Raw genomic sequence first — 24,446 nt, 5'->3', positions numbered from 1 at the left:
CATGCCGGACGCATTGCCCGACGGCGCCGCGCTCGCTCGACACCCCTTGTGGCGCGAGGACCTTTCGTCGATTCTCGCGGCGGATCTCCCGTGGGACGCATTGGCGGGACGCACCATTCTCGTCGCGGGCGCCAATGGCTTTCTGCCGGCTGCGATGGTCGAGACGCTGCTGGCGCTCTCCTCCCGTGGCGCCGCGCCCGGCATGAAGGTCGTCGCGCTGGCGCGGTCGCGGGAAAATGCGTTGCGGCGCTTTGCGGCCTATCTCGGCCATCCGGCGCTCTCGCTCAGGATCGCGGATGTCTGCGAGCCTTTCGACCTCGATGGCCCTGTGGACATGGTCGTCCACGCCGCGAGCCAGGCGAGTCCGCGCTTTTATGGCGTCGATCCGGTCGGCACGGCGTTGCCCAATGTCGTCGGGTCATGGCGCCTGCTCGATCTTGCCGTGCGCAAGGGCGCGTCGCGGTTTCTGTATTTTTCCAGTTCGGAGATTTATGGCGCGGTGGAAAGCCGCGATCCGATCGGCGAAAGCGCTTTCGGGGCGCTCGATCCGGCGGCGCTGCGCGCCTGTTACGCCGAGTCGAAACGCATGGGCGAGACGCTGTGCGTCGCCTATGGGGCGCAATATGGACTCGATTGCGTCATCGCGCGACCGTTCCACACGTACGGGCCGGGCATGCGGCTCGATGACGGCCGGGTCTTCGCCGATTTTGTGCGCGACATCGTGGAGGGCCGCGACATCGTCCTCAACAGCGACGGCGCCGCAGAGCGCGCCTTCTGCTATCTTGCCGACGCCGTCGAGGCGTTCTTCACCCTGCTCTTAAAGGGAGAGAAGGGCCGCGCTTATAATGTCGGCAATCCCGAAGCCCTCATCTCGATCCGCGACCTCGCGACGACGCTGACAGCGCTCGACCCTGCACGCAAGCTCACGACGCAATGCGCGCGGCCGCAGGAGGGCTATCTCGCCAGTCGGGTGTCGCGCTCGGCGCCGGATGTCGCTTTGCTCGAAAAACTGGGATGGCGGCCGCGGACCGGCATTCTCGCGGGCTTTGGGCGCACGATCGACATTTATCGCGATATTTTCAACGCGCCCAGCCTTGGAGCCAGCGCATGACAGCTCGAGCCCTACCTCTCCGCGCCGCGCCGGACACGCCGGTCTGCTGGCGCCAGGCCTTCGATGACGGCGCGCTCGAACGACTCGAGCTGTGGAGTCGCTTCGCTGAACGACATGCGCTCATTGCGGAGCATGCTGGCGCATTGAACGGGACGGAAGTCGCTGCGCTTGCCGTTCGACCTGCCGGCCTCTCGGTCCTGTTGAACAACGGTCTCGTGTTCTCGCTCGATCCGAAGGCGCTGCGCGAGGCTCCCAACATCATCCTTGCCCAGGGCGGCTACGAGCCCTTCGAGCGCGCTCTGATCCTGCGCCTCGCGCAGGGCGCCAAGGTCGTCTTCGACATCGGCGCCAATATAGGCTGGTACAGTCTTCATATCGCGCAGCAGGAGCCGCAGGCGCGCGTCTATGCCTTCGAGCCCGTGCCGGCGACGCATGAGCGTCTCATCGCAAATCTTGCGCAAAACGGCGCCGGCGCGCGCGTCACGCCGATCCGGGACGGTCTCTCCGACGCGCCGGGCGAATTCGACATGTTCGTTCCCGCGACGTCGGGTTCGCCCGCCGCTTCGCTCAACGAGCTGCATCCAACCGAAGGCAGCCGACGCGTCGCCTGCCGTTTCACCACGCTCGACGATTTCGTCGACGCGCAGGGGATCGAGCGGCTCGATCTCGTCAAATGCGACGTCGAGGGCGCCGAATTGCGCGTCCTGAAAGGGGGGGAAAAGTCCCTGGCGCGCCTGCGTCCGGCCGTGGTGATGGAGCTTCTGCGCAAATGGTCTGCGGCCTTTGGCTATCACCCCAATGACGTGATCGATTTCTTTTCGGCGCGCGGCTACAGCTGCTACGGCATCTCCCAATCGAGCCTGACCCCGATTGATCGCGTCGACGAGGATACGCGGGAGACCAATTACGTCTTTCTCGATCCGGCGCGGCATCCAGCCGTCGACAGCCTTGTTCCCGCAAAGTGACATGCGCACGGCCGCCTCTCTTGCGTCGTGGCGCGCGCGGGTCTGGCGCGGGCGGATCTTGCGCGGGCGGGTCTGGCGCCTGCGCGTCGCGCGCTTTCTCGTCGTCGGCGCGGTCAATACGCTGTTCGGCTACGGGGTGTTTTATATGCTGCTCCACGCCGGCCAACCGCCGGCTGCAGCGCTGGCGCTCGCGACGGTGATCGGCGTCGCTTTCAATTTTCTCACGACGGGCCGCATCGTCTTCGACAATCGCGATCCGACCCGGCTCTGGCGCTTCGTCGCCGTCTATGGCGTCGTTTTCCTTCTCAACGCCTTTTTGCTCGAAGGCGCGCGGCGTCTCGGTCTGGGAGCCGCTCTCGCGCAGCTGATGCTCACGGCGCCCTGCGTCTTCTTGTCCTACCGGCTCAATCGCGCTCTGGTCTTCAGCGACAGACAGGAAGTCCGACACTCATGAAAACGATCTCGATCGTCACGCCCTGTTACAATGAGGAGCTGAATATCCGCGAATGCCATGCAGCGATTAGAAAGCTGTTCGCCGACGAGCTGAGCGAATATCGACGCGAGCATCTTTTCTGCGACAATGCTTCGAGCGACGCCACGCCGGACATTCTTCGCGAGATCGCCGCGCGCGACGAGAATGTGAAAGTCATTTTCAATGCGCGGAACTTCGGGGCCATGCGCTCGAATTACAATGGGGTGATGGCGGCGACGGGCGACGCCGTGCTGCTGTTCTTTCCCGCCGACATGCAGGATCCCCCCGAGATGATACCGGAGTTCGTATCACACTGGGCGAAGGGCGCCGAAGTCGTCTATGGCGTTCGCAAGATCCGCGAGGAAAACCCCACGATGCGCACGCTTCGCACGCTTTATTACAGGGTGCTGACGTCGCTCTCCGGACTGTCGCTCCCCATGGGCGTCGGCGATTTCCAGCTTGTCGACCGCAAAGTCGTGGAGGCGATGCGCAAGATCGAAGACGCCTATCCCTTCATGCGGATGATGACGTTTGAATGCGGCTTCAAATCCGTTGGAGTGCCCTATAGATGGGTGGAGAGGCGGCGAGGCGTTACGAGCAATACGCTCAAGTCTCTTGTCGATCAGGGCATGAACGGGCTCGTCACCAATACGCTGGCCCCCTTGCGGCTCCTGCTCTTCGGCGGTTTCGCCATCGCGGCGGCGGCGTTGCTTTACGCCTTCGTCAACCTCCTCCTGGGCGTCGTTTACTATCGCAGCATCGCACAGCCGGGCGTGATGACGATCATCACGGCGGTGTTCTTCTTCGGCGGCGTGCAGCTCTTCTCCGTCGGCGTGCTCGCCGAATATGTGCTCGCGATCTATGCGCAAGTGCGACGAAAGCCTGTCGTCTTCGAGCGCGAGCGGCTCAATTTTTAACTGGATCGGAAGCCGGTAAATGGCCAACGCAGAAATAGCCCGTCTGCCGACCGCGCCGAGCGGCGTATCGGCGTGGACGCTGTCTAATTTCCACATATTCTCCTTGACCGCGCTCCTGTTTCTCGCGCCGAATGCGCTTTTCGCAGCGACCGCTCTGCGTCCGCTGCCCGCGGCGGTCGTTCTCGCCGGCTGTGGCGGCGTCGGCGTCATCCTGTGGCGGCTTCGGCAGGCCAGCGGGGTCCTTTCCGCGCCCATTGATCCTGCCCGGCTGGCGCTTTCTCTGTCGCTCGCCCTTGCGCTGTGCCTCCTCGGCGGGGAGGGGCATTTCTTTTTTTCGACCTGGGATTGGCTGACGCGCGACGCCGTTCTGGCCGATCTCGTGCAAAAGGGGCCGCTGGCGTTCTATCATTACGAAGGACGGGACTATGTGCTGCGGGCGCCGCTCGGCATGTATCTTCTCCCGGCGGCTCTCGGGCGCTTGTGGGGCCTCTTCGCGGCCCACATTGCCCTGCTTCTGCAGAATTCCGCGATCTTCGGCCTGATCCTTTACCTTGCCGCGCACATCGCAAAGGTCCGCGCCGCGCCTTTCCTTCTGGTTTTCGTTTTTTTCGGCGGTCTCGACATTCTCGGCTTTTTGGCGGCGCAGCTCGCCGGCAGAGTTACAAATCCGCAGGCGGAATGGTGGAGCGGCAGTTTCGCGCCAGAAGTTGTCTTGCAGTATTCAAGCTTCATCACGCAACTCTTCTGGGTGCCGAACCACGCCGCTCCCGGCTGGTGGCTGGCGCTCCTCGTCTTGCTGCGCGCGCGCGGCGAGATCGGGTTTTCGAAGCTGCTTGCGTGCTGCGCGCCGCTTGCGCTCTGGTCGCCGCTCGCGCTGCTGGGCGCAGTCCCGCTCGTCGCCTTTCTGGCGCTTCGGACGACGTGGCGCGACCTCTTCTCCGCCGCGACCTTGCGCGCGGCGGCGACCGGACTGTGCTTTCTTCCGATCGCGCTCTACCTGGTGACGGACGGCGGCGCCATTACCCATGGATGGCAAGTCTTCAACGACGGTTTCGCCTGGATTTACCCGTTCTTTCTGCTGATCGAGATTCCTCAGGCGGCCATCCTCATTTACGCCTGGCGGAAGCTCGATCCCGTTGACCGCGGCCCGCTCGTGGTTGCGCTTTTGACGCTCGCCCTTCTTCCTCTCTATGCGTTTGGACCCGGCAATGACCTCGCCATGCGCGCCTCCATCCCGGCGTTGGTCCTGCTTGCGTTCAGCTTCGCCCGCATCGCCGTCTCGACGCCGCGCGACGACAGCGCATTTCCAACCGCCATTTCGGTCATCGTGCTGATCTCCGCCGCCAATCCTGTGATGGAAATAAAACGGGCGCTTATTCTCGACGAGTATCGCATCAGCGGCTGCAACCTCCTCACGAGCTGGCAATCGGTGCGGCTCTTGCCGCTTCCGACCAACTACCTCGCGCGGATCGAGAAGATCCCGCCCTGGCTGATGTCCGCGGACGGCGCACAGGCTCCGCTGCGCCTGGAGTTCCTCGATTGCTGGCCCGATCATCCCGATCGGGCCTGGCTGAGGGGAGACCAAGGCTAAAAATCCCTGTCGAGATCTCACACGCTCGGCGCCCTTGTCTTTGACTTCGGCCGGCGCGCTTGGCTAAAAGCTCCCTCCCGAAACGGAGAGAGAATCGAAGATGACATCGATTGTCGAGCGGCTGAGCGGCGAGCTTGCGGCGAAACCCTGGCAGGTGGAGGCCGCGATCAGCCTTCTCGACGGCGGCTCGACGGTGCCCTTCATCGCGCGATACCGCAAGGAGGCGACCGGCCAGCTCGACGATACGCAGCTGCGCAAGCTCGAGGAGAGGCTGCGCTATCTGCGGGAGCTCGAAGATCGCCGCAAGGCGATCCTCGAGTCGATCGACTCGCAGGGAAAGCTCGACGACGCCCTGCGCCGCGTCATCATGGAGGCCGACAACAAGGCGCGCCTCGAAGACATTTATCTGCCGTTCAAGCCCAAGCGCCGCACCAAGGCGCAGATCGCGATCGAGGCGGGGCTCGCGCCGCTCGCCGAGGCGCTCCTCGCCGCTCCCGACAAAGACCCCAAGGGCCAGGCCGCACCCTTCGTCGACGCCGAAAAGAACGTCGCGACCGTCGAGGCGGCTCTGGAGGGCGCGCGCGCCATTCTCGTCGAGCGCTTCGCCGAAGACGCCGATCTGATCGGCGCGCTGCGCGAAACGCACTGGTCGCAAGCGGTTATGAAGTCGAAGCCGCGCGCAGGCAAGGAAGCGGCGGCGGCGAAATACGCCGATTATTTCGAATTCTCGCAGCCGATCTCAAAACTGCCGTCGCATCGCATCCTCGCGCTGTTTCGCGGCGAAAAGGAAGAGATGCTCGAGCTGGAGCTCATGCCCGAGGCCGAGCCCGGCCTCGGCGGCTATGAGAGCCGCATCGCGCGCCGCTATCAGATCGAGGACCGCGGCCGCCCGGGCGACAAATGGCTGCTCGAGACGGCGCGCTGGGCCTGGCGCACCAAGATCGAGCTGCATCTCGCCGTCGACGCCCGCGCCCGTCTGTGGCGTTTCGCCGAGGAGGAGGCGATCCGCGTCTTTGCGGAAAATTTGCGCGATCTTTTGCTCGCCGCGCCGGCGGGGGCGCGCCCGACGATCGGGCTCGATCCGGGTTTTCGCACCGGCGTCAAAGTCGCGGTGATCGAGGCGACGGGCAAGATCGTCGCGACGACAGCCATCTATCCGCACGAGCCGCAGCGACGCTGGGACGAGGCGATTGCGACGCTCGCGCGCCTCGCGCGGGAGCACAAGATCGAACTCGTCGCCATCGGCAACGGCACCGCCTCGCGCGAGACCGACAAGTTCGCGGGCGAGCTGATGTCGAAGCATCCCGAGCTGAAGCTCACCAAGATCGTCGTCTCAGAGGCGGGCGCTTCGGTCTATTCGGCCTCGGAATACGCCTCGAAGGAGCTTCCCGATCTCGACGTGTCGCTGCGAGGGGCCGCGTCGATCGCCCGGCGGCTTCAGGACCCGCTCGCCGAGCTCGTCAAGATCGAGCCCAAATCGATCGGCGTCGGCCAGTATCAGCACGACGTCTCCGAGACCAAGCTCTCGCGCGCGCTCGACGCCGTGGTCGAGGATTGCGTGAACGCCGTGGGCGTCGACGTCAACACCGCTTCGGCGCCGCTGCTTGCGCGCGTCTCCGGTCTCGGCGAGACGCTCGCGTCCAATATTGTCGCCCATCGCGACGCCAACGGGCCGTTCCGCACCCGCGCCGCCCTCAAGGACGTGCCGCGTCTCGGCCCCAAAGCCTTCGAGCAGAGCGCCGGCTTCCTGCGCATCATAGACGGCGACGATCCGCTCGACCGTTCGGGCGTGCATCCGGAGGCCTATCCGCTGGTGCGGCGCATTCTCCAGACCGCCAAGACCGACATCAGGTCTTTGATCGGCAACGCCAATGAGCTGCGCAAGCTCAAGCCGGCGCAATTCGCGGACGAAACCTTCGGCGTTCCCACCGTGACGGACGTTCTGGCCGAGCTGGAAAAACCCGGCCGCGATCCGCGCCCGGCCTTCAAGACGGCAACCTTCCAGGAGGGCGTCGAGACGCTGAACGATCTCAAGCCCGGCATGACACTCGAAGGGGTTGTGACCAATGTCGCCGCCTTCGGCGCCTTTGTCGACATTGGCGTGCATCAAGACGGGCTGGTGCACATCTCGGCGCTGTCGAGGGAATTCGTCAAGGACCCGCGCAGCGTGGTGAAGCCCGGCGACATCGTCAAAGTGAAGGTCATGGAGGTGGATGCGCCGCGCAAGCGCATTTCGCTCTCCATGCGGCTCGACGACGCGCCCGGCCAGCAGGCGCGGGGCGGGCAAGGGCAGAATCGCGACCAGAACCGGCCGCGCGGCCCGCAGTCGTCGAACGCGCCGCGCGGGGCGAAGCCGGCCGGCAATTCGCCCGGTGGGCTCGGCGAGGCGCTGCTCGCGGCGATGAAGCAGAAAGGCGGGCGCTAAAGCCGTCGCAGACAGGGCGCGCAGGGACCGGGATGGAGCGGGTGAAGGGAATCGAACCCTCGTATTCAGCTTGGAAGGCTGCTGCTCTACCATTGAGCTACACCCGCGGCCTCTTTTCTATGCCAAGCCGCGCGGCGGTTTGCAATGGTCTATCGGGCGCGCCGGCTGGGCGCATTTATCCATTTGACAGCGCCGCCGGAGCCAACTAACCCGAGCGCCCGACGGTCATCTTCAGGCGCGCGTTTCGACGCTGCTTCTTCTCTTAAGGGATCAACGAACCGTGGCCAAACCCGAACTCGGCGCCAAGCGCCAATGCCAGTCCTGCGCGACGAAATTCTACGATCTCAACAAGGATCCGATCGTCTGCCCGAAATGCGGGACGATTTTCCAGGTCGCCGCCGCCCTCGCCCGCGCGCCCGGCCGCGCTGAGCCGGAAGAGGAGACCGAACTCGAGAAAGAGGGCGTCGACACCGTGTCTCTCGACGAAGTCGAAGAGGGGGAGAACGCCGCCGAGGCGATCGACGTGGAGGACGAGGAACTCGTTGGCGACGATGCGGACGACGACACGTTCCTCGAAGAGGAGGAAGGCGAGGACGACGACGTTTCCGGGCTCATCGACGGCGACATCGAAACCGACGACGAGGGCTAGAAGGAAAAGCGCGGCGCGCGTCCGCCCCGCCCTGTCGACGCCAGAAACCCGCGGCCGAGAGGCCGCGGGTTTGTTTATGGAAAGGCGCTATTTGCCGCGGCGGCGGCGCTGCTGGCCGAGGCCCATTTGCTTGGCGAGATTGGAGCGGGCCTTGGCGTAATTGGGCGCAACCATCGGATAATCGGCCGGCAAGCCCCATTTCTCGCGGTATTCCTCCGGCGAGAGACCGTATTGCGTCCGCAGATGGCGTTTCAGGGACTTGAACTTCTTACCGTCTTCGAGACAGACGATATAGTCGTTGTTGACGGAGCGTTTGACCGGGACGGCGGGCTTGGGCGGCTCGGTCGGCGCGATGGGGGCGCCGGAGCCCACGCGCAGCAGCGCGTTGTAGACGTCGCTGATCAGACTGGGCAAATCACCCGCGGGGACGGAGTTATTACTGACATAAGCAGACACGATATCGGCCGCGAGCTCGATATTATTGTTCGTCATAGAGGCGCCTGTGTGCGTGCGGGTTGACGGCGAGGAACTCTCAAGGAATGGATCTTCGGCCAGAGCGAAACGGCCCCCGGACCCCGAACAACATAAATCCCAAAAGGGCTTCGTCGAACGAGTGAAGATTACTCGTTAAATTAAATCATATTTTTGGATCCAGCAAGATTTAATGCAAGATAAATTCTTGCTCGTCGGCGTGGGGACTATTGTTTCGAGGCTTTGACTGATTAGCGCGCATGGTCTCGCGAACAACCATAAGTTTTAGGGCCTCAGGGCCTCAGACGAAGACGCAAAAGCCCGAGACCGCCTCTCCTTTGCGGTGGCCGAAACCCCGCTGGGCCGGTAAATCTCGACGTCGGGACAAAAGGAGCGCCGATGAGATCGTTTAAAGCAATCAGGGTTGACAAGAATTCGCAAGGTTACGAGGCCGATTACGTCGAGATGTCCGACAGCGCACTGATGGACGGCGACGTGGATGTCGACGTTCTCTACTCGGCCATCAATTACAAGGATGGGTTGGCGGTGACCGGCAAGGGTCCGGTCGTGCGGCGCTTTCCCATGGTGCCGGGCGTCGATCTCGTCGGGCGCGTGACGGGGACGGGGCGCCCGGATTTTGCCGTCGGCGACCTCGTCGTCGCGACGGGCTGCGGCGTGGGCGAGGCGCATTTCGGAGGCTTTGCGCAAAGGGCGCGGCTATCCGGCGATTGGCTGGTCAAGTTGCCGGAGCCGCTCACGCCGGCGCGCGCCATGACTGTCGGCACCGCCGGCCTCACCGCCATGTTCTGCGTGCTCGCGCTCGAGCGCCACGGGTTGAAACCGGCCGATGGCCTGGCGGTCGTGTCGGGCGCTTCGGGCGGCGTCGGCTCCTTTGCGGTGGCCTTGCTCGCCCGCGCCGGCTGGCGCGTCGCCGCCATCACCGGACACGCCGCCGAGGCGGATTATCTCAAATCGATCGGCGCGGCCGAGGTTCTGGCGCGCGACGCGTTTTCGGCGCCGGGCAAGGCGCTGCAAGCGCAACTTTTCGCGGCGGGCGTCGACACGGTCGGCGGCGTCACCCTCGCCAATCTGCTTTCGCAGACCCAGTTCGACGGCGCCGTCGCCGCCTGCGGCAATGTCGGCGGCATGGATCTGCCGGCGAGCGTCGCGCCCTTCATCCTGCGCGGCGTGGCGCTCCTCGGGGTCGAAAGCGTGCGGCCGCGGATCGAGCTGCGCCGCGCCGCCTGGGCGCGAATCGCCGCCGACCTCGACACGGCGATCATCGACGCCATGTGTGAAATAATCCCCTTCGATCAGGCGTTGGAGCGGGCGCGCTCGATTGTCTCGGGGAAGGTCCGGGGGCGCGTCGTTATCGAAATGCCCTGACGTCGGCTTGTCGCGGATTGTCGCAGGCGCTCGCGCCTTCTCGACTTTCGCCCCGGCCTCGGTTGTAATGTTTCGGCTTTCGGCCCATGACGGGGCCGTTTGCTTTTTTCCTGCGCGCGCCGCGCTAAAGGTAGGGGACGCATGAGTTCGGCTTTCACCAAGGAACAGGAAGACGACAACCCTCGCGAGGACCTCCCAGATCGGCCGGTCAGCCCGCACCGCAACCTGGTGACGCCGGAAGGGCTGCAGCAGATCGACGACGCGTTGACGCGTCTCCATGCCGAAGTGGAAAAGGCCACGGCCGCGGACGACAATCACGCCCTGGCGGTCGCGCAGCGCGATCTGCGCTATTGGGCGGCGCGACGCGCGAGCGCCGAAGTGGTGCGGCCGATCGCCGACCATTCGCATGTGCGGTTCGGCCACCGCGTCGTGGTGGAGCTCGAAGGGGGCGCGACGCGCGTCTTCCGCCTCGTCGGCGAGGATGAGGCCGATCCCGCCAAAGGGCTCATCCCCTATGTCGCGCCGCTCGCGCAGGCGCTGATGGGCAAGAGCGTCGGCGACAAGGCGGAGGTGATCCACCACAGCGCCAGGATCGTCGAGATCGGGTAAACCAAAAAAAAGCCGCGTCGCGCCGGCGCGGCTTTCGTCTTCTCTTTACGCCGCTTTCCTTGCAGGCTTTTTCGGCGCGCTTTTTGGGTCGGCGGGGGCCGGCGTCGCAGCGCGCTTTTGCGCCGGGGCGGATTTGTCCGCCGTCGCGCCCTTCTCCGGCTTCGCGCCTGCACGCTTGAGGCGGCGCTTGATGGAGCTCCAGAGCTCCTTCATTTCCTGCGCGGCGACGCCCTCTGGATTGTATTCCGTGACCGCGAGGCCGAGCCGCGCCGCCTCCTGATAGTCGACGCGCGCCGAGACGAGCGGCGTCAGCAGGCCGCCGATCGCCTCCAGCGCCTTGACCCCGAGTTCGACGCGCGCGCTCTGTTGCGAGGGCGGACACTGATTGAGCAGAAAGGCGTAGTCGCGTCCTTGCGCCTTCATCTGCGCGCGCGTCTTGTCGCTCGCCCAGAGATCGAAGGCGTTGGGGCGCGCCGGGATGATGCAAAGATCGGCGGCGCGAATGGCCGCGGCCGCCGCTTCCCCGCCCTGACCGGGGGCGTCGAGAACGACGAGGGTGACGCCCTTCTTCGCGAGCGCGGCGATGGCCTTCTCGAGTTTCGCCGGCGGCACATATTCGACGCCGAGGTCGGGATCGTGGCGCGTCTTGGCCCAGGTGACGAGCGTTTGCAGCGGATCGAGATCGATGATGAAGACGCGCTCTCCCGCCGCGCGCGCGGCGGCGGCGACGCCGCTCGCCAGCGTGCTTTTGCCGGCGCCGCCTTTTTGCGTAACGAAAGCTATGGTTCGCATGGGTGCTGTGTCCGTTTGTCGCCTGCGCGGCGCTGGATGCCTTTGGAGAAAAAAATGAACGCGGTTTTCGGCATACGCAAAGAAACAAGCCGAATCATTTACTTGGTTGAAGGGTAATGGTTGGTTATTGCGGCGTCGAGGTGGTAATCGATCGTAAACGTCTCCATGTATTGTACTTACGAAGCTTTCCGCCGATGCCTGATCTGTTCGAAGCCGCGAAACTCGACGAGACCGCGCCGCGTCCGCTGGCGGACCGGTTGCGGCCGACGCGCCTCGACGAGGTCGTGGGGCAAGATCATCTGCTCGGCCCCGACGGGGCCCTGACGAGGCTCATTCGCGGCGGCGCGCTCGGCTCGCTCATCCTGTGGGGGCCGCCCGGCTCCGGCAAGACGACGGTTGCGCGGCTGCTCGCCCATGAAACGCATCTCGCCTTCGTGCAGATCTCGGCGATCTTTTCGGGCGTCGCCGATTTGAAGAAAACCTTCGAGGCGGCGCGCGCGCGTCGCGCGACCGGTCAGGGCACGCTGCTCTTCGTCGACGAAATTCATCGCTTCAATCGCGCGCAGCAGGACAGTTTCCTGCCGGTGATGGAAGACGGCACCATCACGCTCATCGGCGCCACCACAGAGAATCCGTCCTTCGAACTCAACGCCGCGCTGCTCTCGCGCGCCCGGGTGATGACGTTCAAGTCGCTCGACGCCGCCGCGATCGAAAAGCTTCTCGCGCGCGCCGAGGCGACGGAAGAAAAGACGTTGCCGCTCGACGCGGACGCGCGCGCCGCGCTCGTCGCCATGGCCGACGGAGACGGCCGCGCGGCGCTGACCCTCGCCGAGGAAATCTGGCGCGCGGCGCGCCCGGGCGAAGCATTCGATCGCGCCGCGCTGGGGGAAGTCGTGCAACGTCGCGCGCCCCTCTACGACAAGGCGCAGGAGGGCCATTACAATCTGATCAGCGCGCTGCATAAATGCGTGCGCGGCTCCGATCCCGACGCGGCGCTCTATTATTTCGCGCGCATGCTGGACGCGGGCGAGGACCCGCTGTTCCTCGCCCGCCGACTCGTGCGCATGGCGGTCGAGGACATCGGCCTCGCCGATCCCCAGGCGCTCGTCGTCGCCAACGCCGCCAAGGACGCCTATGACTTCCTCGGCTCGCCAGAAGGCGAACTGGCGCTGGCGCAGGCGGTGATCTATGTCGCCACCGCCCCCAAATCCAACGCGGCCTATGTCGCCTACAAGAAGGCGCGCCGTCTCGCCGAAGACAAGGGCTCGCTCATGCCGCCGCGGATCATCCTCAACGCGCCGACGAAACTGATGCGCGAAGAGGGCTATGGCGCGGGATACGAATATGATCACGACGCGCCTGACGCCTTCTCGGGGCAGAACTACTGGCCCGAATCGCTCGAGCGCCAGTCGCTTTACCGGCCGGTCGAGCGGGGATTTGAGCGCGAACTCGCCAGAAGGCTCGATTATTGGGAGCGGCTGCGGCGCGAGCGCAACAGTAAATAGTTTTTTTCAGGGGGTTAGGCCGCTGATCTGTTGCGCATTTGTCACGCGCGCCGGCAAACGCAATGCACAAGGCTTACTCAGGCCGCCTTTCCGTTGACCGCCTCCGACCTCCGGCCGTAAGTCTGTTCGGGACAGCGGACGGCCACGCCGACTGCACGGAAATTTCAAGGGACTTGAGGGGGTCAATATGGCCAAATCTGCACTTCTCGCCGGCGTTGCGCTGGCTCTCATTGCCGGCTCCGCCATCGCTGCCGATCTCCCCTCGCGCAAGGGTCCGCCGCCGGCCTTCGTTCCCCCGCCGCCGGCCTTCAGCTGGACCGGCCTCTATGGCGGTGTGAACATCGGCTATGGCTTCGGCGCCGGCGGCACGTCGTCGAACACCTGGGGCTATCTTACGGACGCCGGCACGGGCTTCTTCCCGACGGGCGGCGCGTATAGCGCCACCGCCAACATCAACGGCGTGACCGGCGGCGGCCAGATCGGCTACAATTACCAGTTCTCGCCCTGGCTGGTGGTGGGCGTCGAAGCCGACATCCAGGCCGCAGACATCAATTCCAAGAACGTCGCCTCGGTCGGCGTTGGCGACGGCATCTTCGGGCCGCATGTGCTCACGGCGAATTCGGCCCATTATCTCGACTGGTGGGGCACGGTTCGCGGCCGCCTCGGCCTGACGCTTCCGTCAATGCCGAATCTGATGGTCTACGGCACGGGCGGCTTCGCCTATGGCGGCGTCAACCGCACGGTCAGCGTGGTCGACACGTTCCCGCTCTTCTCGGGCTGGGGCACCGGCGTCTATGACAACACCTCGACCGGCTGGACCGCGGGCGGCGGCGTTGAATGGACCCCGATGGCGTTCCCCACCTGGTCGGTGAAGGTCGAATATCTCTACACCGATCTGGGCTCCACGCCGCTGAACGTCGCGGCGGTCGCCACGATCCCTGCGAATGGGCCGGTCTTCGTGGCTCAGGATCAGGCCTACACCCGCTTCCATTCGGTTCGCGCCGGCGTCAACTGGCACTTCAACCCGTTCGGTTCGAGCGCGCCGGTTCTGGCCAAATATTGAGACACAGGCTTCTCTTGAGAAAGAGCCCGGCCGCGAGGCCGGGCTCTTTTGCGTTAGCGTTTGATTTCGCGCGCGTTTTTTGAGGTCTGCCGCCTCGTGGGCATGGACGCGGCGAGGCGTGGCCGTTAAGAATGGCGCCGAAGCGTCGATGGGGATAATCCGCCGTCGCAGGCCCGTCCCAATGGCTTCCGGGCCGGGCGGGTGTTAACCGTCGAATGGGCAAGCGTCGCCGCGCCCTGGAGCCCGTCCACGAAAGATGTCTCGCAAGGTCTCTCTTGTTCTCGCGATTTTGGCGAGCCTCGCGGTGGGCGCGGCGCTCCCCGGCCTCGTCGCCAGATTTCGGGGCGCCGGCGGCCCTGTTGAGTCGGCGCCGACGGGAACCGACGCCCCCGCGACGGAAGGGCGCGTTGCGCTGACGGCGGCGCAGATCGAGGCCGCCAAGATCAGCGTCGCCAAGGTCGGGCCGGGCGTGATCAAGCGCCAGATCACCGTCCCCGCGGCCGTGAAGCCCGACCCCGACCATCTCGCCCGCGTGGCCGCCAAGGTGTCGGGCGTCGTCGCCGAAATGCGCAAGAAGCTCGGCGACGAGGCGCAAAAGGGCGAGACGGTGGCGATCATCGATTCGCGCGAAGTCGCCGACGCCAAGAGCGAATATCTCGCCGCTGTGGCGAACTACGATTTGCAGTCGCAGCTCTATCAGCGCGAGAAGGGGCTCTTCGAGAAGAAAATCACCGCCGAACAGCTCTTCCTCAGGGCCAAGGCGACCTATACCGAGGCGCGGCTCAGGGTCGAGCTCGCGCGCGGCAAGCTCGCGGCGCTGGACCTCTCCGAAAGCGAGATCGCCGCGCTCGCAACGCAACCCGTCTCCCGCTTGCGGGAGAAGGAGATCCGGGCGCCGATCAAGGGCCGCGTCATCGAGCGTCTCGCCAATATCGGCCAGCCGGTGACGGCGGAAAGCCAGCTCTATGTCCTCGCCGAACTGTCGGAAGTGGAGGCGGAGCTCGCCGTTCCCGTCGCGAGCCTCGCCGAGGTGCGCGTCGGGCAACCTGTCCTCCTGAAAGGCGTCGACGGGCGGGATTTCCAGGGAGTCGTGCGGGTGGTCAACGCCATGATCACCCCGGAGACGCGCACCGGCCATGTCCTCGCCGCTTTCAAGAACCCGAACGGCGCCCTGCGGCCGGGCGTGCTGCTGAACGCCGAAATCGCGCTCGAGCAGAGCTCGGCGAAAGTCCTCATCCCGCGCGCCGCCGTTCAGCTCGTCCACAACGAGCCCACGGTTTTCGTCCGGGTGAAAGACGGCTTCGAGAAGCGCCTCGTCGAGCTCGGCGACGGCGACGAGCGCTCCGTCGAGATCGTCAAGGGCCTGAAAACCGGCGAGACGATCGCCGTGGCCAATAGTTTCCTGCTCAAGGCCGAAGCGGGCAAGAGCGAAATCCCCGAGGAGTGACGGCTCGAGACCATGATGCAGCGGATCATCGCCTTTTCGGTCCATAGCCGCTGGCTGGTCGTGCTGCTGGTCGCGCTCATTGGCGCCTTCGGCCTTTACGCCCTCGCGCATCTGCCGATCGACGCCGTGCCGGACATCACGAATAATCAGGTGCAGATCAACGCCCGCGCGCCGGCGCTTTCCGCCTTCGAGATTGAAAAGCAGGTCACCTATCCCATCGAGAACGCGCTCGCCGGCATTCCCGGTCTCGAATATACGCGCTCCCTGTCGCGTAACGGCTTTGCGCAGGTGACGCCGGTCTTTTCCGATCACGTCGATATTTATTTCGCGCGCCAACAGGTCAATGAGCGCATCGCCCAGGCGCGCGAGGATTTCCCACCGAGCGTCGAGCTGCGCGTCGGGCCGATCGCGACCGGCCTCTCCGAAATCTACATGTGGAGCGTGCGCTTCAAGGAGCCGCACAAGCTCAGCCTCCCGGGGGAGCCCGGCTGGCGGCGCGACGGCGCCTATGTCACCCCCGAAGGGATGGCGCTGCGCACGCCCGTGGAGCTGGAATCTTATCTTCGCACGGTGCAGGACTGGATCATCCGTCCGCAATTGCGCACCGTGCCGGGCGTCGCCGGCGTCGATTCGCTCGGCGGCTATGTGCGCCAATATCACGTGCAGCCCGACCCGGCAAAACTCATGTCGCTCGGCCTGTCTTTCGGCGATCTCGCCGCGACGATCGAGAAGAACAATGTGAGTCGCGGCGCCGGCTATGTCGAGCGCAATGGCGAGGGGCTGGTCGTGCGCAGCGGCGGGCGGCTGGAGACGGTCGAGGACATCGGCAATGTCGTCGCGACGACGCGCAATGGCGTGCCGGTGCGCGTGCGCGACATCGCCGCCGTGTCCATCGGCAAGGAGCTGCGCACCGGGTCGGCCAGTCTGAATGGCGAGGAAGTCGTCATCGGCACGGCCTTGATGCTCATCGGCGCGAACAGCCGCACCGTCTCCGCGGCCGTCGACGAGCGGATGAAGACGATCGTCAAATCCCTGCCGCCGGGCGTCGAGGTCAAGACCATCCTCAACCGCACGCTGCTCGTCGACGCGACGATCAAGACGGTCGCCAAGAATTTGATCGAGGGCGCGGCGCTCGTCATTCTCGTGCTGTTCGTCATGCTCGGCAATTTCCGGGCGGCGCTGGTGACGGCGACCGTCATCCCGGTGACGATGCTGTTCCTGGCGATCGGCATGTATGTCTTCAAGATCAGCGCCAATCTGATGAGTCTCGGCGCGCTGGATTTCGGCCTCATCGCCGACGGCGCGATCATCGTGGCGGAAAACAGCCTGCGCCGCCTCTCCGAGCGCCAGCACGCCGCCGGGCGCCCGCTCACGACGGACGAACGGCTCGACACGGTCATCGACTCAGCGGTCGAAATGCGGCGGCCGACGGTCTACGGCCAGTCGATCATCATCCTCGTCTATCTGCCGATCCTGAGTTTCTCGGGGGTCGAGGGCAAGATGTTCCACCCTATGGCGATGACGGTGATCATCGCGCTGTTGTCGGAATTTTTCCTCTCGCTCACCTTTTTCCCCGCGATGATCGCGCTCTTCGTCTCGGGCCAGGGCGAGGAAGGCGAGAACAGGATCGTGCGCGCCCTCAAGCGCGCCTATGAACCGCTCCTGCGCTGGGCGATGGACGCGCCGGTGAAGGTCATGACCATCGGCGCCGGCTCCTTCGCCATCGCGGTTCTCCTTTATATGAGTCTCGGCCAGGAGTTCGTGCCGAAGCTCGACGAGAAGAATCTCGCCATGCAGGCGAACCGCATCCCCAGCACGTCGCTCACCCAGTCGCAGGCGATGCAGCTCGATCTGGAAAACGCCATCCGCAAGCTGCCGCAGGTCGATTACGTCTTCTCCAAGACCGGCACGGCGGATATCGCCACCGATCCGATGCCGCCGAATCTGACCGACACCTTCATCATGCTGAAGCCGGAGGACCAGTGGCCGGACCCGGGTCTCGCCAAGGACAGGCTGATCGACGACATAACGGAGAAGATCGCGGAGCTTCCCGGCAACGCCTATGAGTTCTCGCAGCCGATCCAGTTGCGCTTCAACGAGCTGCTTGCGGGCGTGCGCGGCGACATAGCCGTCAAGGTGTTCGGCGAGGACTTCGACGCCATGCTGAAAGCGGCCAATCACATCGCCGCCATTTTGCGCGCGACGCCCGGCGCCGAAGACGTAAAGGTCGAGCAGGTGACCGGCCTGCCGGTTCTCGACATCAAGGTCGACAAGGGCGCCATCGCCCGTTACGGCCTCAGCCTCGGCGCCGTGCAGGACACGATCGGCGCGGCGATCGGCGGCGAGCCCGCGGGGATGATCTTCGAGGGCGATCGGCGCTTCCCGATCTTCGTGCGGCTCGGCGACAATCTGCGCGAAAACGCCGCCGCGCTCGAAACCATCCCCGTTTCCCTGCCGCCCGACGCGCAGGGCCATGTCGCGACCGTGCAGCTCAGGCAACTGGCGAGCTTCTCGACCATCGACGGCCAAAACCAGATTTCCCGCGAGAACGGCAAGCGGCGCGTCGTGGTGAGCGCAAATGTCCGCGGGCGCGACATCGCCTCGGTCGTGAATGAGGCGCGGGCCAAGGTCGACGCCAAGGTTCGGATCCCTCCCGGCTATTGGATTGAATGGGGCGGACAGTTCGAGAATCTCGCGGCGGCGCGCGCGCGGCTGATGATCGTCGTGCCGGTCTGCTTCTTCATGATCTTCCTCTTGCTCTATTCGGCGCTGGGCTCGGCGCGCGACGCGGCGCTCGTCTTCACCGCCGTGCCGCTGGCGCTCGTCGGCGGCGTGCTGGCGCTGTGGCTGCGCGGCATGCCCATGTCGGTGTCGGCGGCGGTGGGCTTCATCGCGCTCTCCGGCGTCGCCGTGCTCAACGGCCTCGTCATGCGCACCTATATTCACCAGCTCATGGTGAGCGGCGTGCCAGAGCGCGACGCCATCTTCAGGGGCGCGATGACGCGTCTGCGCCCGGTCGTGATGACGGCGCTCGTCGCCTCGCTCGGCTTCGTGCCCATGGCGCTCGCGACGTCGACGGGCGCCGAGGTGCAGCGGCCGATCGCGACGGTGGTGATCGGGGGGCTGATCAGCGCGACGCTGCTGACGCTCCTCGTGCTGCCGGCGCTTTACGCCTTCTTCGGCGAGGATGAAGCGGCGCTTTCGGCGGCGCGGGAAAGGGAGGCCGTTTGAGACGCGCGCGCGGCGTTCTTCTCGTCGCTTTTTGCGCTTTCGCGCCCGGCCTTTGCGCCGAGACGCTGAACGGCGCGCTGCTGCGCGCCTATCACATCAGCCCGGTCATCAATTCCAGCCGCGCCGGCGTGCGCGCGCTCGACGAGAAAGTTCCGCAGGCGCTTTCCGGCATGCGGCCGCGCGCCAACGCCGGCGCCTTTCTCGGCGTGCAGCGTAACAGAAGCGTGCAGATACAGAACGAAATCGATCTCCTCGATCCGACGCTCCAAGGACCCGTCAAAAGCGTTCAGAGCGGGGGCAGCACGCCGCGCGCCGCAAACATCACGGTCGAGCAGCCGGTGTTCGACGGCTTCAAGGCGTTCAACGCCACACGCATGGCGGAAACAAACGTTTTCGCCGGCCGCGCGCGGCTTCGGCTCACCGAACAGCGCGTCCTGTTCAACGCCGCCTCGGCCTATATGAATGTGTTGCGCGAAACGGCCGCGCTCCGCTTGCAGGAAAACAATGTCGCCGTGCTGGCCGAGCAATTGCGCCAGACCCGCGAGCGCTATGTCGCAGGGCAGATCACCTTGACCGACATCGCCCAGGCCGAGGCGCGGCTCGCCGCCGGGCAAGCCCTCGTCGGCCAGGCGCGCGCGGCCCTCGATGCGGCGATCGGCGCCTATCGCCAGACCATCGGCGACGAGCCCAAGAAACTCGCGCCTGGCGCGCCGGTCGACAGTCTGATCCCGAAAACGCGCGAAGAAGCCGAGCGCATCGCGCAGGCCGAACATCCGGTCATTCTCGCCGCGCTGCATGACGCCGACGCCGCCGACCTCGACATCAAGGTGATCGAGGCGGATTTCATGCCCAAGCTCTCCCTCGTCGGCAATCTCTTCACCCAGACGGACGTCGCGGGCGTTTACAATCGCAATATCGGGGCGTCTCTCGGCGGGCGTCTCAATGTGCCGCTATACGAAGGCGGCCTGACCTCCGCGCAGGTGCGCGAAGCGAAAGAGGTCGCCGGCCAGAGGCGGCTCGACGCCGATGTGGCGCGGGCCGACGTTCTTGCGCTGGTGCGCGCCAATTGGGGGGCGCTGCAGGCGGCGAAAACCCAGATCAGCGCGGCGCAAACCCAGATCGCCGCGGCCGAGCGCGCCCTTTACGGCGTGCGCGAGGAAGCCAAGGCCGGCCAGCGCACGACGCTCGAGATCCTCAACGCCCAGCAGGAGCTGCTCAACGCGCGCATCAGCCTGGTTTTCGCGCAGCGTGAAAGGGTCGTCGCGTCCTACGCGGTCCTGTCCGCCATGGGGCGGCTTTCGACCGAAACGCTCGGCCTCGTCGACGCGCCCTATGACCCCGCCATCCATTTCGAGCAGGTCAAGGGACTGTGGGGCGGGATCGAAACTCCGGACGGCGCGCGCTGAAGACTTTTGTCAAAAGACAATCTACTCTCCCGCGCCAATCGCCGCAAAAAGGCGACGCAACAAAAGAGGAAACCCATGCGAGGCGCATTAGTGAAATTCTTTTCCCTGTCGCTCGCCGCGGCGTCGCTCGCCGCCGGTCCGGCGCAGGCCATCTGCTGGCTCGGCTGCGGCGATCCAACCGAAGCTCACGCCCGGAAGATTTTCGAAAATCTCCTGCCGCAGCGCTTCGACAAGCCCGGCAAAATTCTCGAATTCAAGCAGACGATGTCCGAGCCGCTCGAAATGCACGCGACCGGCGAGAAGGGCTATGAGATTTTCTTTACCGCCAAAGTGCAGTTCCCCGAAGGCGCGAACCTCGACTGTAAGCCGGACGACGCCGGCAAGTTCAAGGAGGGCTGCTCGCCGAGCAAGCATTTCGTGACGGCGCCGCGCCAGTCGGATCCCAAGGGCAAGCAATATGTCGCGCCGGGCGAAACGGTGGCCTTCGACGAGGAATATCGCTTCTATGAAGACCCGAACGGCTGGAAAGGCCCGGACGGCAACGTCTATCGGCAGTAGCCAAAAAATTATGGGCGCGCAGATCCTGCGCGCCCCCTGATTTGCCTGAACCTCTCTTCGAAAAAGAGGCCTCGCCAGCCTTACTTCAGCAGGCTGTTGTTCTGCGAGCAGCCGGCCTTCTCGTTGCAGGCTTCGAAAGCGGCGCGGAGCTCGGTCTTGTTGGCGCCGTAGTTCTGGGCGCGGGCGAGATACTCATCGTAGCACTTGGACGCCGCCGCGGCCTGCTTGTCGTCGTCGGCCTTGCGGGTGTCGCAATCGGCGAAGGCCGGGGTCATCATGCCGGCAAACAGGGCCGCCGTCGCGACAAAGGCGAATTTGTTCATTTTTGCGCTTCCTCTTCTCTTCCAATTTTTCAGGTTTTTCGCTCGCGCTGGCGTAGAACCCTCCCGCCGATAACAGTGACGGCCCCTCATAGCGCGTGAAGCGGGCGAACACTGGGGGAAGAAAGGCCCTGTGTCAATCGCATGTCATCCGCCCAACCGGCGACGCGTCGAGGCCCCCTCGCTCGTCGACCTATCGGCTTTCCTTTGAAATCACTTGCGAATAGCGCGTCCCCGCCGCTTCGCGCCCCTCCGTGCGGCGGCCCGCAGCTGCAAAAAAATAGAGGCGCGCCAAATGACGCGCCCCCTGACGTCCTTGGCAAAAATGCGTGGTCTCAAAGGCCCTTCGAGTTCTGCGGGCAGCCGCACTTCTCGTCGCAGGCCTTCTTGTTCTCCTTTACTTTTGACATGTCGGCGGTCCAGCCCTGCTGGTCCTTCAGATACTGGTCTTCGCACTTCGAGGCGCAAACGGCCTGATCATCTTCCGCGTGGGTGTCGCAGCTCGCGAATGCCGGCGCGGTCATCGCCGCAAAGAGAGCGACCGCCGTGGCGATGGAGAACTTCTTCATCCTGACGTTTCCTCTTTCTTCTCGAATTTTTTCTTTGTTTTCGTCTCTCGCGCATGCAGTCGGCGCCGCCGTGGCCGGCGGCGCAAGCTCCCACGCTCGAGCCTTTAGAAAAATGTCGCAAGGAAACTCGGCCGTCAACGCGCCTGACCGGCGCGTTACGAGGCAAGATGTCGCAGGACGTAGGGCAAGATGCCGCCGTTTTTGAAGTATTCCAATTCGTCCAGCGTATCGATGCGCAACAGCAGCGGCGTCGAGACCACTTTCCCGTCGGGGAACGTGATTTCCGCAACCAGCGTCTGACGCGGCGCCAGTCCGGACTCGAGGCCGTGAATGGCGACCGTTTCTTCGCCGCTGAGGCCGAGCGTCGACCAGCTCGTTCCCGCTTCGAACGTGAGCGGCAGGACGCCCATGCCGACGAGATTGGAGCGATGGATGCGTTCGAAGCTCTGGGCGATCACGGCGCGCACGCCCAAAAGCGCCGTGCCTTTCGCCGCCCAGTCGCGCGACGAGCCATTGCCATATTCAGCGCCCGCGAAGACCACGAGCGGCGCGCCCGCCTGCTTATAACGCATGGCGGCGTCGTAGATCGAAAGCGTCTCGCCGCCGGGATAGTATTTGGTGAGGCCGCCCTCGGGCACGACGCCGTCGGCGCCCTTCATCATGTGGTTCTTGATGCGGATATTGGCGAAGGTGCCGCGCATCATGACTTCGTGATTGCCGCGCCGCGTGCCGTATTGATTGAAGTCGGCCGGCGCGACGCCATTGTCGATGAGCCATTTGCCCGCCGGCGAAGAGGCCTTGATCGAGCCGGCCGGAGAAATGTGGTCGGTGGTGATCTTGTCGCCGAAGAGCGCGAGGACGCGTGCGCCGACGATGTCGGTCACGGGCTTGGGCTCCTTCGTCAGGCCGACGAAATAAGGCGGGTTGCGCACATAGGTGGACTTGTCGTCCCAGCCGTAGGTCTCGCCGGCGGGCGCGGCGACCGCGCGCCAATGTTCGTCGCCGGCGAACACATTGGCGTAGGTGTCGCGGAACAGGTCGCGCGTCACATTCTCTTGGATGAAGGCGTCGATCTCGGCGTTCGTGGGCCAGATATCGCGCAGGTAAACGGGCTTGCCGTCCGATCCCGCGCCGAGCGGCTCCTTGGTCAGATCGATCGCCACGGTGCCGGCGAGCGCGAAGGCGACGACGAGCGGCGGCGAGGCGAGGTAATTCGCCTGCACGTCCGGATTGACGCGCCCCTCGAAATTGCGGTTGCCCGAGAGCACCGAGGCGGCCACGAGATCGTGGTCGTTGACGGTCTTGGAAATATGGGCCGGCAGCGGGCCGGAATTGCCGATGCAGGTCGTGCAGCCGAAGCCCACGAGATTGAAGCCCAGTTCGTCGAGCGATTTCTGCAGTCCCGACCGTTCGAGATACTGCCCGACGACCTGGCTGCCCGGCGCCGTGGAGGTTTTCACCCAGGGCTTCACCTTGAGGCCCTTGGCCACGGCGTTGCGCGCGAGCAGGCCCGCGCCGATCAGCACGCTCGGATTGGAGGTGTTGGTGCAGGAGGTGATGGCGGCGATGACGACGTCGCCATGGCCGAGGTCGAAATTCGTCCCGTCGACCTTGTGGCGCGGCCCCAGCCCGCCGTCCTTCTTGTATTCGCCGGCGAGGGCGGTCTCGAAGGCCTTGCCGACCTCTTCGAGCGGCACGCGCCCTTCGGGACGCTTGGGCCCGGCGAGAGAGGGCGTCACATCGGCGAGATCGAGGGCGAGGGTGTCGGTGAATTCGGGATCGGGCGCGGCGGAGCTGCGCAACATGCCCTGCGCCTGCGTATAGGCCTCGATCAGCGCGATGCGCTCGGCGGCGCGGCCCGAGGTGTTGAGATAGGCGAGCGTTTCGGCGTCGACCGGGAAGAAGCCGCAGGTGGCGCCATATTCCGGCGCCATATTGGCGATGGTCGCGCGGTCGGCGAGCGAGAGGTGATTGAGCCCCTCGCCGTAGAACTCCACGAACTTGCCGACCACGCCCTTTTTGCGCAGCATTTGCGTGACGGTGAGCACCACATCCGTGGCCGTGACGCCCTCCTTGGGCGCGCCTGTCACCTTGAAGCCGATGACTTCGGGCGCGAGCATAGACAGCGGCTGGCCGAGCATGGCGGCCTCGGCCTCGATGCCGCCGACGCCCCAGCCGAGCACGGCGAGGCCGTTGACCATGGTCGTATGCGAATCCGTGCCGACGAGCGTGTCGGGATAGGCGACTTCGACTGCAGCGCCGTCAGCCTGCTCGGTCCGGGTCCAGATCGTTTGGGCGAGATACTCCAGGTTCACCTGATGGCAGATGCCGGTGCCCGGCGGCACGACGCGGAAATTGTCGAAGGCCGACTGGCCCCATTTCAGGAAGCGGTAGCGCTCGCCGTTGCGCTCATATTCGAGCTCGACGTTCTTGGCGAAGGCCTTGGGGCTTCCGAATTCGTCGACGATGACCGAATGGTCGATGACGAGGTCGACTGGCACCAGCGGATTGATTTTCTGCGCATCGCCGCCGAGCGCGACAAATGCGTCGCGCATCGCCGCGAGATCGACCACGGCCGGGACGCCGGTGAAGTCCTGCATGAGCACGCGGGCCGGGCTGAAGGCGATCTCGCGCTCGGTCTTGCCCTTTTCGCTCAGCCATTTGGCGAAGGAGAGGATCGTGTCCTTCGTCACCCATCGACCGTCCTCGTGGCGCAGCAGATTTTCGAGCACGACCTTGAGCGAGTAGGGAAGCTTCGAGACCCCGGGAAGGCCGTTCGCCTCCGCCGCCTTCAAGGAAAAATAGTCATAGGTTTTATCCCCCACGACGAGTTTCTGGCGGGATTTGAAACTATCGACGGATGTCATGGGAAAGATCCTTGAAGACTGAAAGGCTGAAGCGCGCCTTTCTAGGAAATTCCGTGCCATGCGCACAAGGCGCGTCGTGTGACAAAGATAGG

20 protein-coding genes and 1 tRNA gene are annotated in these 24,446 nt (G+C 64.8%); 15 read left to right on the top strand and 6 right to left on the bottom strand.

The window, feature by feature from the left end:
• The first annotated feature begins 1 nt into the window (after position 1).
• From RVU70_RS06965 to RVU70_RS06940, 6 genes are all read left to right on the top strand, one after another.
• Complete coding sequence (locus tag RVU70_RS06965; RefSeq protein ID WP_363350355.1) at positions 2 to 1,111, top strand: NAD-dependent epimerase/dehydratase family protein; 1,110 nt, start codon at positions 2 to 4, stop codon at positions 1,109 to 1,111.
• Positions 1,108 to 2,076 (top strand): FkbM family methyltransferase, encoded by a 969-nt coding sequence (locus RVU70_RS06960; RefSeq protein WP_363350354.1) that lies wholly within the window; start codon positions 1,108 to 1,110, stop codon positions 2,074 to 2,076. The genes RVU70_RS06965 and RVU70_RS06960 overlap by 4 nt, the downstream gene beginning before the upstream one ends.
• Position 2,077: 1 nt before the next feature.
• Entirely contained in the window at positions 2,078 to 2,530 is a 453-nt protein-coding gene (locus tag RVU70_RS06955) for a GtrA family protein (RefSeq protein WP_363350353.1), read from the top strand.
• Entirely contained in the window at positions 2,527 to 3,465 is a 939-nt protein-coding gene (locus RVU70_RS06950; RefSeq protein WP_363350352.1) for a glycosyltransferase family 2 protein, read from the top strand. Before RVU70_RS06955 ends, RVU70_RS06950 begins: the two co-directional genes overlap by 4 nt.
• A 19-nt stretch (positions 3,466 to 3,484) precedes the next feature.
• A complete protein-coding gene (locus RVU70_RS06945; protein ID WP_363350351.1) occupies positions 3,485 to 5,056 on the top strand; it encodes a hypothetical protein in 1,572 nt (523 codons plus the stop codon).
• A gap of 100 nt (positions 5,057 to 5,156) precedes the next feature.
• Positions 5,157 to 7,481 carry a Tex family protein gene (locus RVU70_RS06940; RefSeq protein ID WP_363350350.1) on the top strand — a complete coding sequence of 775 codons (2,325 nt, stop codon included), beginning with the start codon at positions 5,157 to 5,159 and terminating at the stop codon, positions 7,479 to 7,481.
• Between the two features lie 33 nt (positions 7,482 to 7,514).
• Here RVU70_RS06940 and RVU70_RS06935 read toward each other — a convergent pair.
• Positions 7,515 to 7,588, bottom strand: a tRNA-Gly gene (locus tag RVU70_RS06935).
• 173 nt (positions 7,589 to 7,761) lie between these two features.
• Here RVU70_RS06935 and RVU70_RS06930 point away from each other — a divergent pair.
• Positions 7,762 to 8,130 carry a TIGR02300 family protein gene (locus tag RVU70_RS06930; protein ID WP_363350349.1) on the top strand — a complete coding sequence of 123 codons (369 nt, stop codon included), beginning with the start codon at positions 7,762 to 7,764 and terminating at the stop codon, positions 8,128 to 8,130.
• 87 nt (positions 8,131 to 8,217) lie between these two features.
• On the opposite strand, the gene RVU70_RS06925 is transcribed toward RVU70_RS06930, so the two are convergent.
• The gene (locus RVU70_RS06925) at positions 8,218 to 8,622 is read right to left on the bottom strand and encodes a MucR family transcriptional regulator (RefSeq protein WP_363350348.1); all 405 of its coding nucleotides are present in this window, start codon (positions 8,620 to 8,622) and stop codon (positions 8,218 to 8,220) included.
• Between the two features lie 378 nt (positions 8,623 to 9,000).
• On the opposite strand from RVU70_RS06925, the gene RVU70_RS06920 reads away from it, so the two are divergent.
• Both RVU70_RS06920 and greA read left to right on the top strand, forming a co-directional pair.
• On the top strand, positions 9,001 to 9,987 hold the full coding sequence (locus tag RVU70_RS06920; RefSeq protein ID WP_363350347.1) for an MDR family oxidoreductase: 987 nt from the start codon (positions 9,001 to 9,003) through the stop codon (positions 9,985 to 9,987).
• A gap of 141 nt (positions 9,988 to 10,128) precedes the next feature.
• Positions 10,129 to 10,596, top strand: coding sequence for a transcription elongation factor GreA (gene greA / locus RVU70_RS06915; protein WP_363350346.1), 468 nt, complete (start codon positions 10,129 to 10,131; stop codon positions 10,594 to 10,596).
• Positions 10,597 to 10,641: 45 nt separating this feature from the next.
• On the opposite strand, the gene RVU70_RS06910 is transcribed toward greA, so the two are convergent.
• On the bottom strand, positions 10,642 to 11,388 hold the full coding sequence (locus RVU70_RS06910) for an AAA family ATPase (RefSeq protein WP_363350345.1): 747 nt from the start codon (positions 11,386 to 11,388) through the stop codon (positions 10,642 to 10,644).
• A gap of 194 nt (positions 11,389 to 11,582) precedes the next feature.
• Between RVU70_RS06910 and RVU70_RS06905 the strand changes: the two genes are divergently transcribed.
• The 6 genes from RVU70_RS06905 (at position 11,583) to RVU70_RS06880 (ending at position 20,598) form a co-directional block, all read left to right on the top strand.
• Positions 11,583 to 12,893 carry a replication-associated recombination protein A gene (locus RVU70_RS06905; protein ID WP_363350344.1) on the top strand — a complete coding sequence of 437 codons (1,311 nt, stop codon included), beginning with the start codon at positions 11,583 to 11,585 and terminating at the stop codon, positions 12,891 to 12,893.
• A gap of 187 nt (positions 12,894 to 13,080) precedes the next feature.
• On the top strand, positions 13,081 to 13,956 hold the full coding sequence (locus RVU70_RS06900; protein ID WP_363350343.1) for an outer membrane beta-barrel protein: 876 nt from the start codon (positions 13,081 to 13,083) through the stop codon (positions 13,954 to 13,956).
• 256 nt (positions 13,957 to 14,212) lie between these two features.
• Positions 14,213 to 15,403: an efflux RND transporter periplasmic adaptor subunit gene (locus RVU70_RS06895; protein ID WP_363350342.1), complete on the top strand. Its 1,191-nt coding sequence runs from the start codon at positions 14,213 to 14,215 to the stop codon at positions 15,401 to 15,403.
• A 12-nt stretch (positions 15,404 to 15,415) separates the two neighbouring features.
• The gene (locus tag RVU70_RS06890; RefSeq protein WP_363350341.1) at positions 15,416 to 18,634 is read left to right on the top strand and encodes a CusA/CzcA family heavy metal efflux RND transporter; all 3,219 of its coding nucleotides are present in this window, start codon (positions 15,416 to 15,418) and stop codon (positions 18,632 to 18,634) included.
• Complete coding sequence (locus RVU70_RS06885; protein ID WP_363350340.1) at positions 18,631 to 20,040, top strand: TolC family outer membrane protein; 1,410 nt, start codon at positions 18,631 to 18,633, stop codon at positions 20,038 to 20,040. The genes RVU70_RS06890 and RVU70_RS06885 overlap by 4 nt, the downstream gene beginning before the upstream one ends.
• A 75-nt stretch (positions 20,041 to 20,115) precedes the next feature.
• Positions 20,116 to 20,598 (top strand): hypothetical protein, encoded by a 483-nt coding sequence (locus RVU70_RS06880; RefSeq protein ID WP_363350339.1) that lies wholly within the window; start codon positions 20,116 to 20,118, stop codon positions 20,596 to 20,598.
• Positions 20,599 to 20,678: 80 nt separating this feature from the next.
• On the opposite strand, the gene RVU70_RS06875 is transcribed toward RVU70_RS06880, so the two are convergent.
• From RVU70_RS06875 to acnA, 3 genes are all read right to left on the bottom strand, one after another.
• Complete coding sequence (locus tag RVU70_RS06875) at positions 20,679 to 20,921, bottom strand: hypothetical protein (RefSeq protein ID WP_363350338.1); 243 nt, start codon at positions 20,919 to 20,921, stop codon at positions 20,679 to 20,681.
• A gap of 332 nt (positions 20,922 to 21,253) precedes the next feature.
• Positions 21,254 to 21,487, bottom strand: a complete 234-nt coding sequence (locus RVU70_RS06870; RefSeq protein ID WP_363350337.1) for a hypothetical protein — start codon at positions 21,485 to 21,487, stop codon at positions 21,254 to 21,256.
• Positions 21,488 to 21,642: 155 nt separating this feature from the next.
• Complete coding sequence (acnA, locus tag RVU70_RS06865; protein WP_363350336.1) at positions 21,643 to 24,354, bottom strand: aconitate hydratase AcnA; 2,712 nt, start codon at positions 24,352 to 24,354, stop codon at positions 21,643 to 21,645.
• Positions 24,355 to 24,446 lie beyond the last annotated feature (92 nt).

It is taken from the genome of Methylocystis echinoides, from assembly GCF_040687965.1.
GTDB lineage: Bacteria > Pseudomonadota > Alphaproteobacteria > Rhizobiales > Beijerinckiaceae > Methylocystis > Methylocystis echinoides_A.
This window is presented reverse-complemented; position numbering and strand designations above follow the sequence as displayed.

Excerpts from the sequence above, each read along its gene's own strand:
- RVU70_RS06875 (WP_363350338.1), bottom strand. The coding sequence starts at position 20,921 with ATGAACAAATTCGCCTTTGTCGCGACGGCGGCCCTGTTTGCCGGCATG.
- RVU70_RS06890 (WP_363350341.1), top strand. The coding sequence starts at position 15,416 with ATGATGCAGCGGATCATCGCCTTTTCGGTCCATAGCCGCTGGCTGGTC.
- greA (WP_363350346.1), top strand. The coding sequence starts at position 10,129 with ATGAGTTCGGCTTTCACCAAGGAACAGGAAGACGACAACCCTCGCGAG.
- RVU70_RS06925 (WP_363350348.1), bottom strand. The coding sequence starts at position 8,622 with ATGACGAACAATAATATCGAGCTCGCGGCCGATATCGTGTCTGCTTAT.
- RVU70_RS06920 (WP_363350347.1), top strand. The coding sequence starts at position 9,001 with ATGAGATCGTTTAAAGCAATCAGGGTTGACAAGAATTCGCAAGGTTAC.
- RVU70_RS06905 (WP_363350344.1), top strand. The coding sequence starts at position 11,583 with ATGCCTGATCTGTTCGAAGCCGCGAAACTCGACGAGACCGCGCCGCGT.
- RVU70_RS06965 (WP_363350355.1), top strand. The coding sequence starts at position 2 with ATGCCGGACGCATTGCCCGACGGCGCCGCGCTCGCTCGACACCCCTTG.
- acnA (WP_363350336.1), bottom strand. The coding sequence starts at position 24,354 with ATGACATCCGTCGATAGTTTCAAATCCCGCCAGAAACTCGTCGTGGGG.
- RVU70_RS06870 (WP_363350337.1), bottom strand. The coding sequence starts at position 21,487 with ATGAAGAAGTTCTCCATCGCCACGGCGGTCGCTCTCTTTGCGGCGATG.
- RVU70_RS06960 (WP_363350354.1), top strand. The coding sequence starts at position 1,108 with ATGACAGCTCGAGCCCTACCTCTCCGCGCCGCGCCGGACACGCCGGTC.
- RVU70_RS06945 (WP_363350351.1), top strand. The coding sequence starts at position 3,485 with ATGGCCAACGCAGAAATAGCCCGTCTGCCGACCGCGCCGAGCGGCGTA.
- RVU70_RS06910 (WP_363350345.1), bottom strand. The coding sequence starts at position 11,388 with ATGCGAACCATAGCTTTCGTTACGCAAAAAGGCGGCGCCGGCAAAAGC.
- RVU70_RS06895 (WP_363350342.1), top strand. The coding sequence starts at position 14,213 with ATGTCTCGCAAGGTCTCTCTTGTTCTCGCGATTTTGGCGAGCCTCGCG.
- RVU70_RS06880 (WP_363350339.1), top strand. The coding sequence starts at position 20,116 with ATGCGAGGCGCATTAGTGAAATTCTTTTCCCTGTCGCTCGCCGCGGCG.
- RVU70_RS06955 (WP_363350353.1), top strand. The coding sequence starts at position 2,078 with ATGCGCACGGCCGCCTCTCTTGCGTCGTGGCGCGCGCGGGTCTGGCGC.
- RVU70_RS06940 (WP_363350350.1), top strand. The coding sequence starts at position 5,157 with ATGACATCGATTGTCGAGCGGCTGAGCGGCGAGCTTGCGGCGAAACCC.
- RVU70_RS06900 (WP_363350343.1), top strand. The coding sequence starts at position 13,081 with ATGGCCAAATCTGCACTTCTCGCCGGCGTTGCGCTGGCTCTCATTGCC.
- RVU70_RS06950 (WP_363350352.1), top strand. The coding sequence starts at position 2,527 with ATGAAAACGATCTCGATCGTCACGCCCTGTTACAATGAGGAGCTGAAT.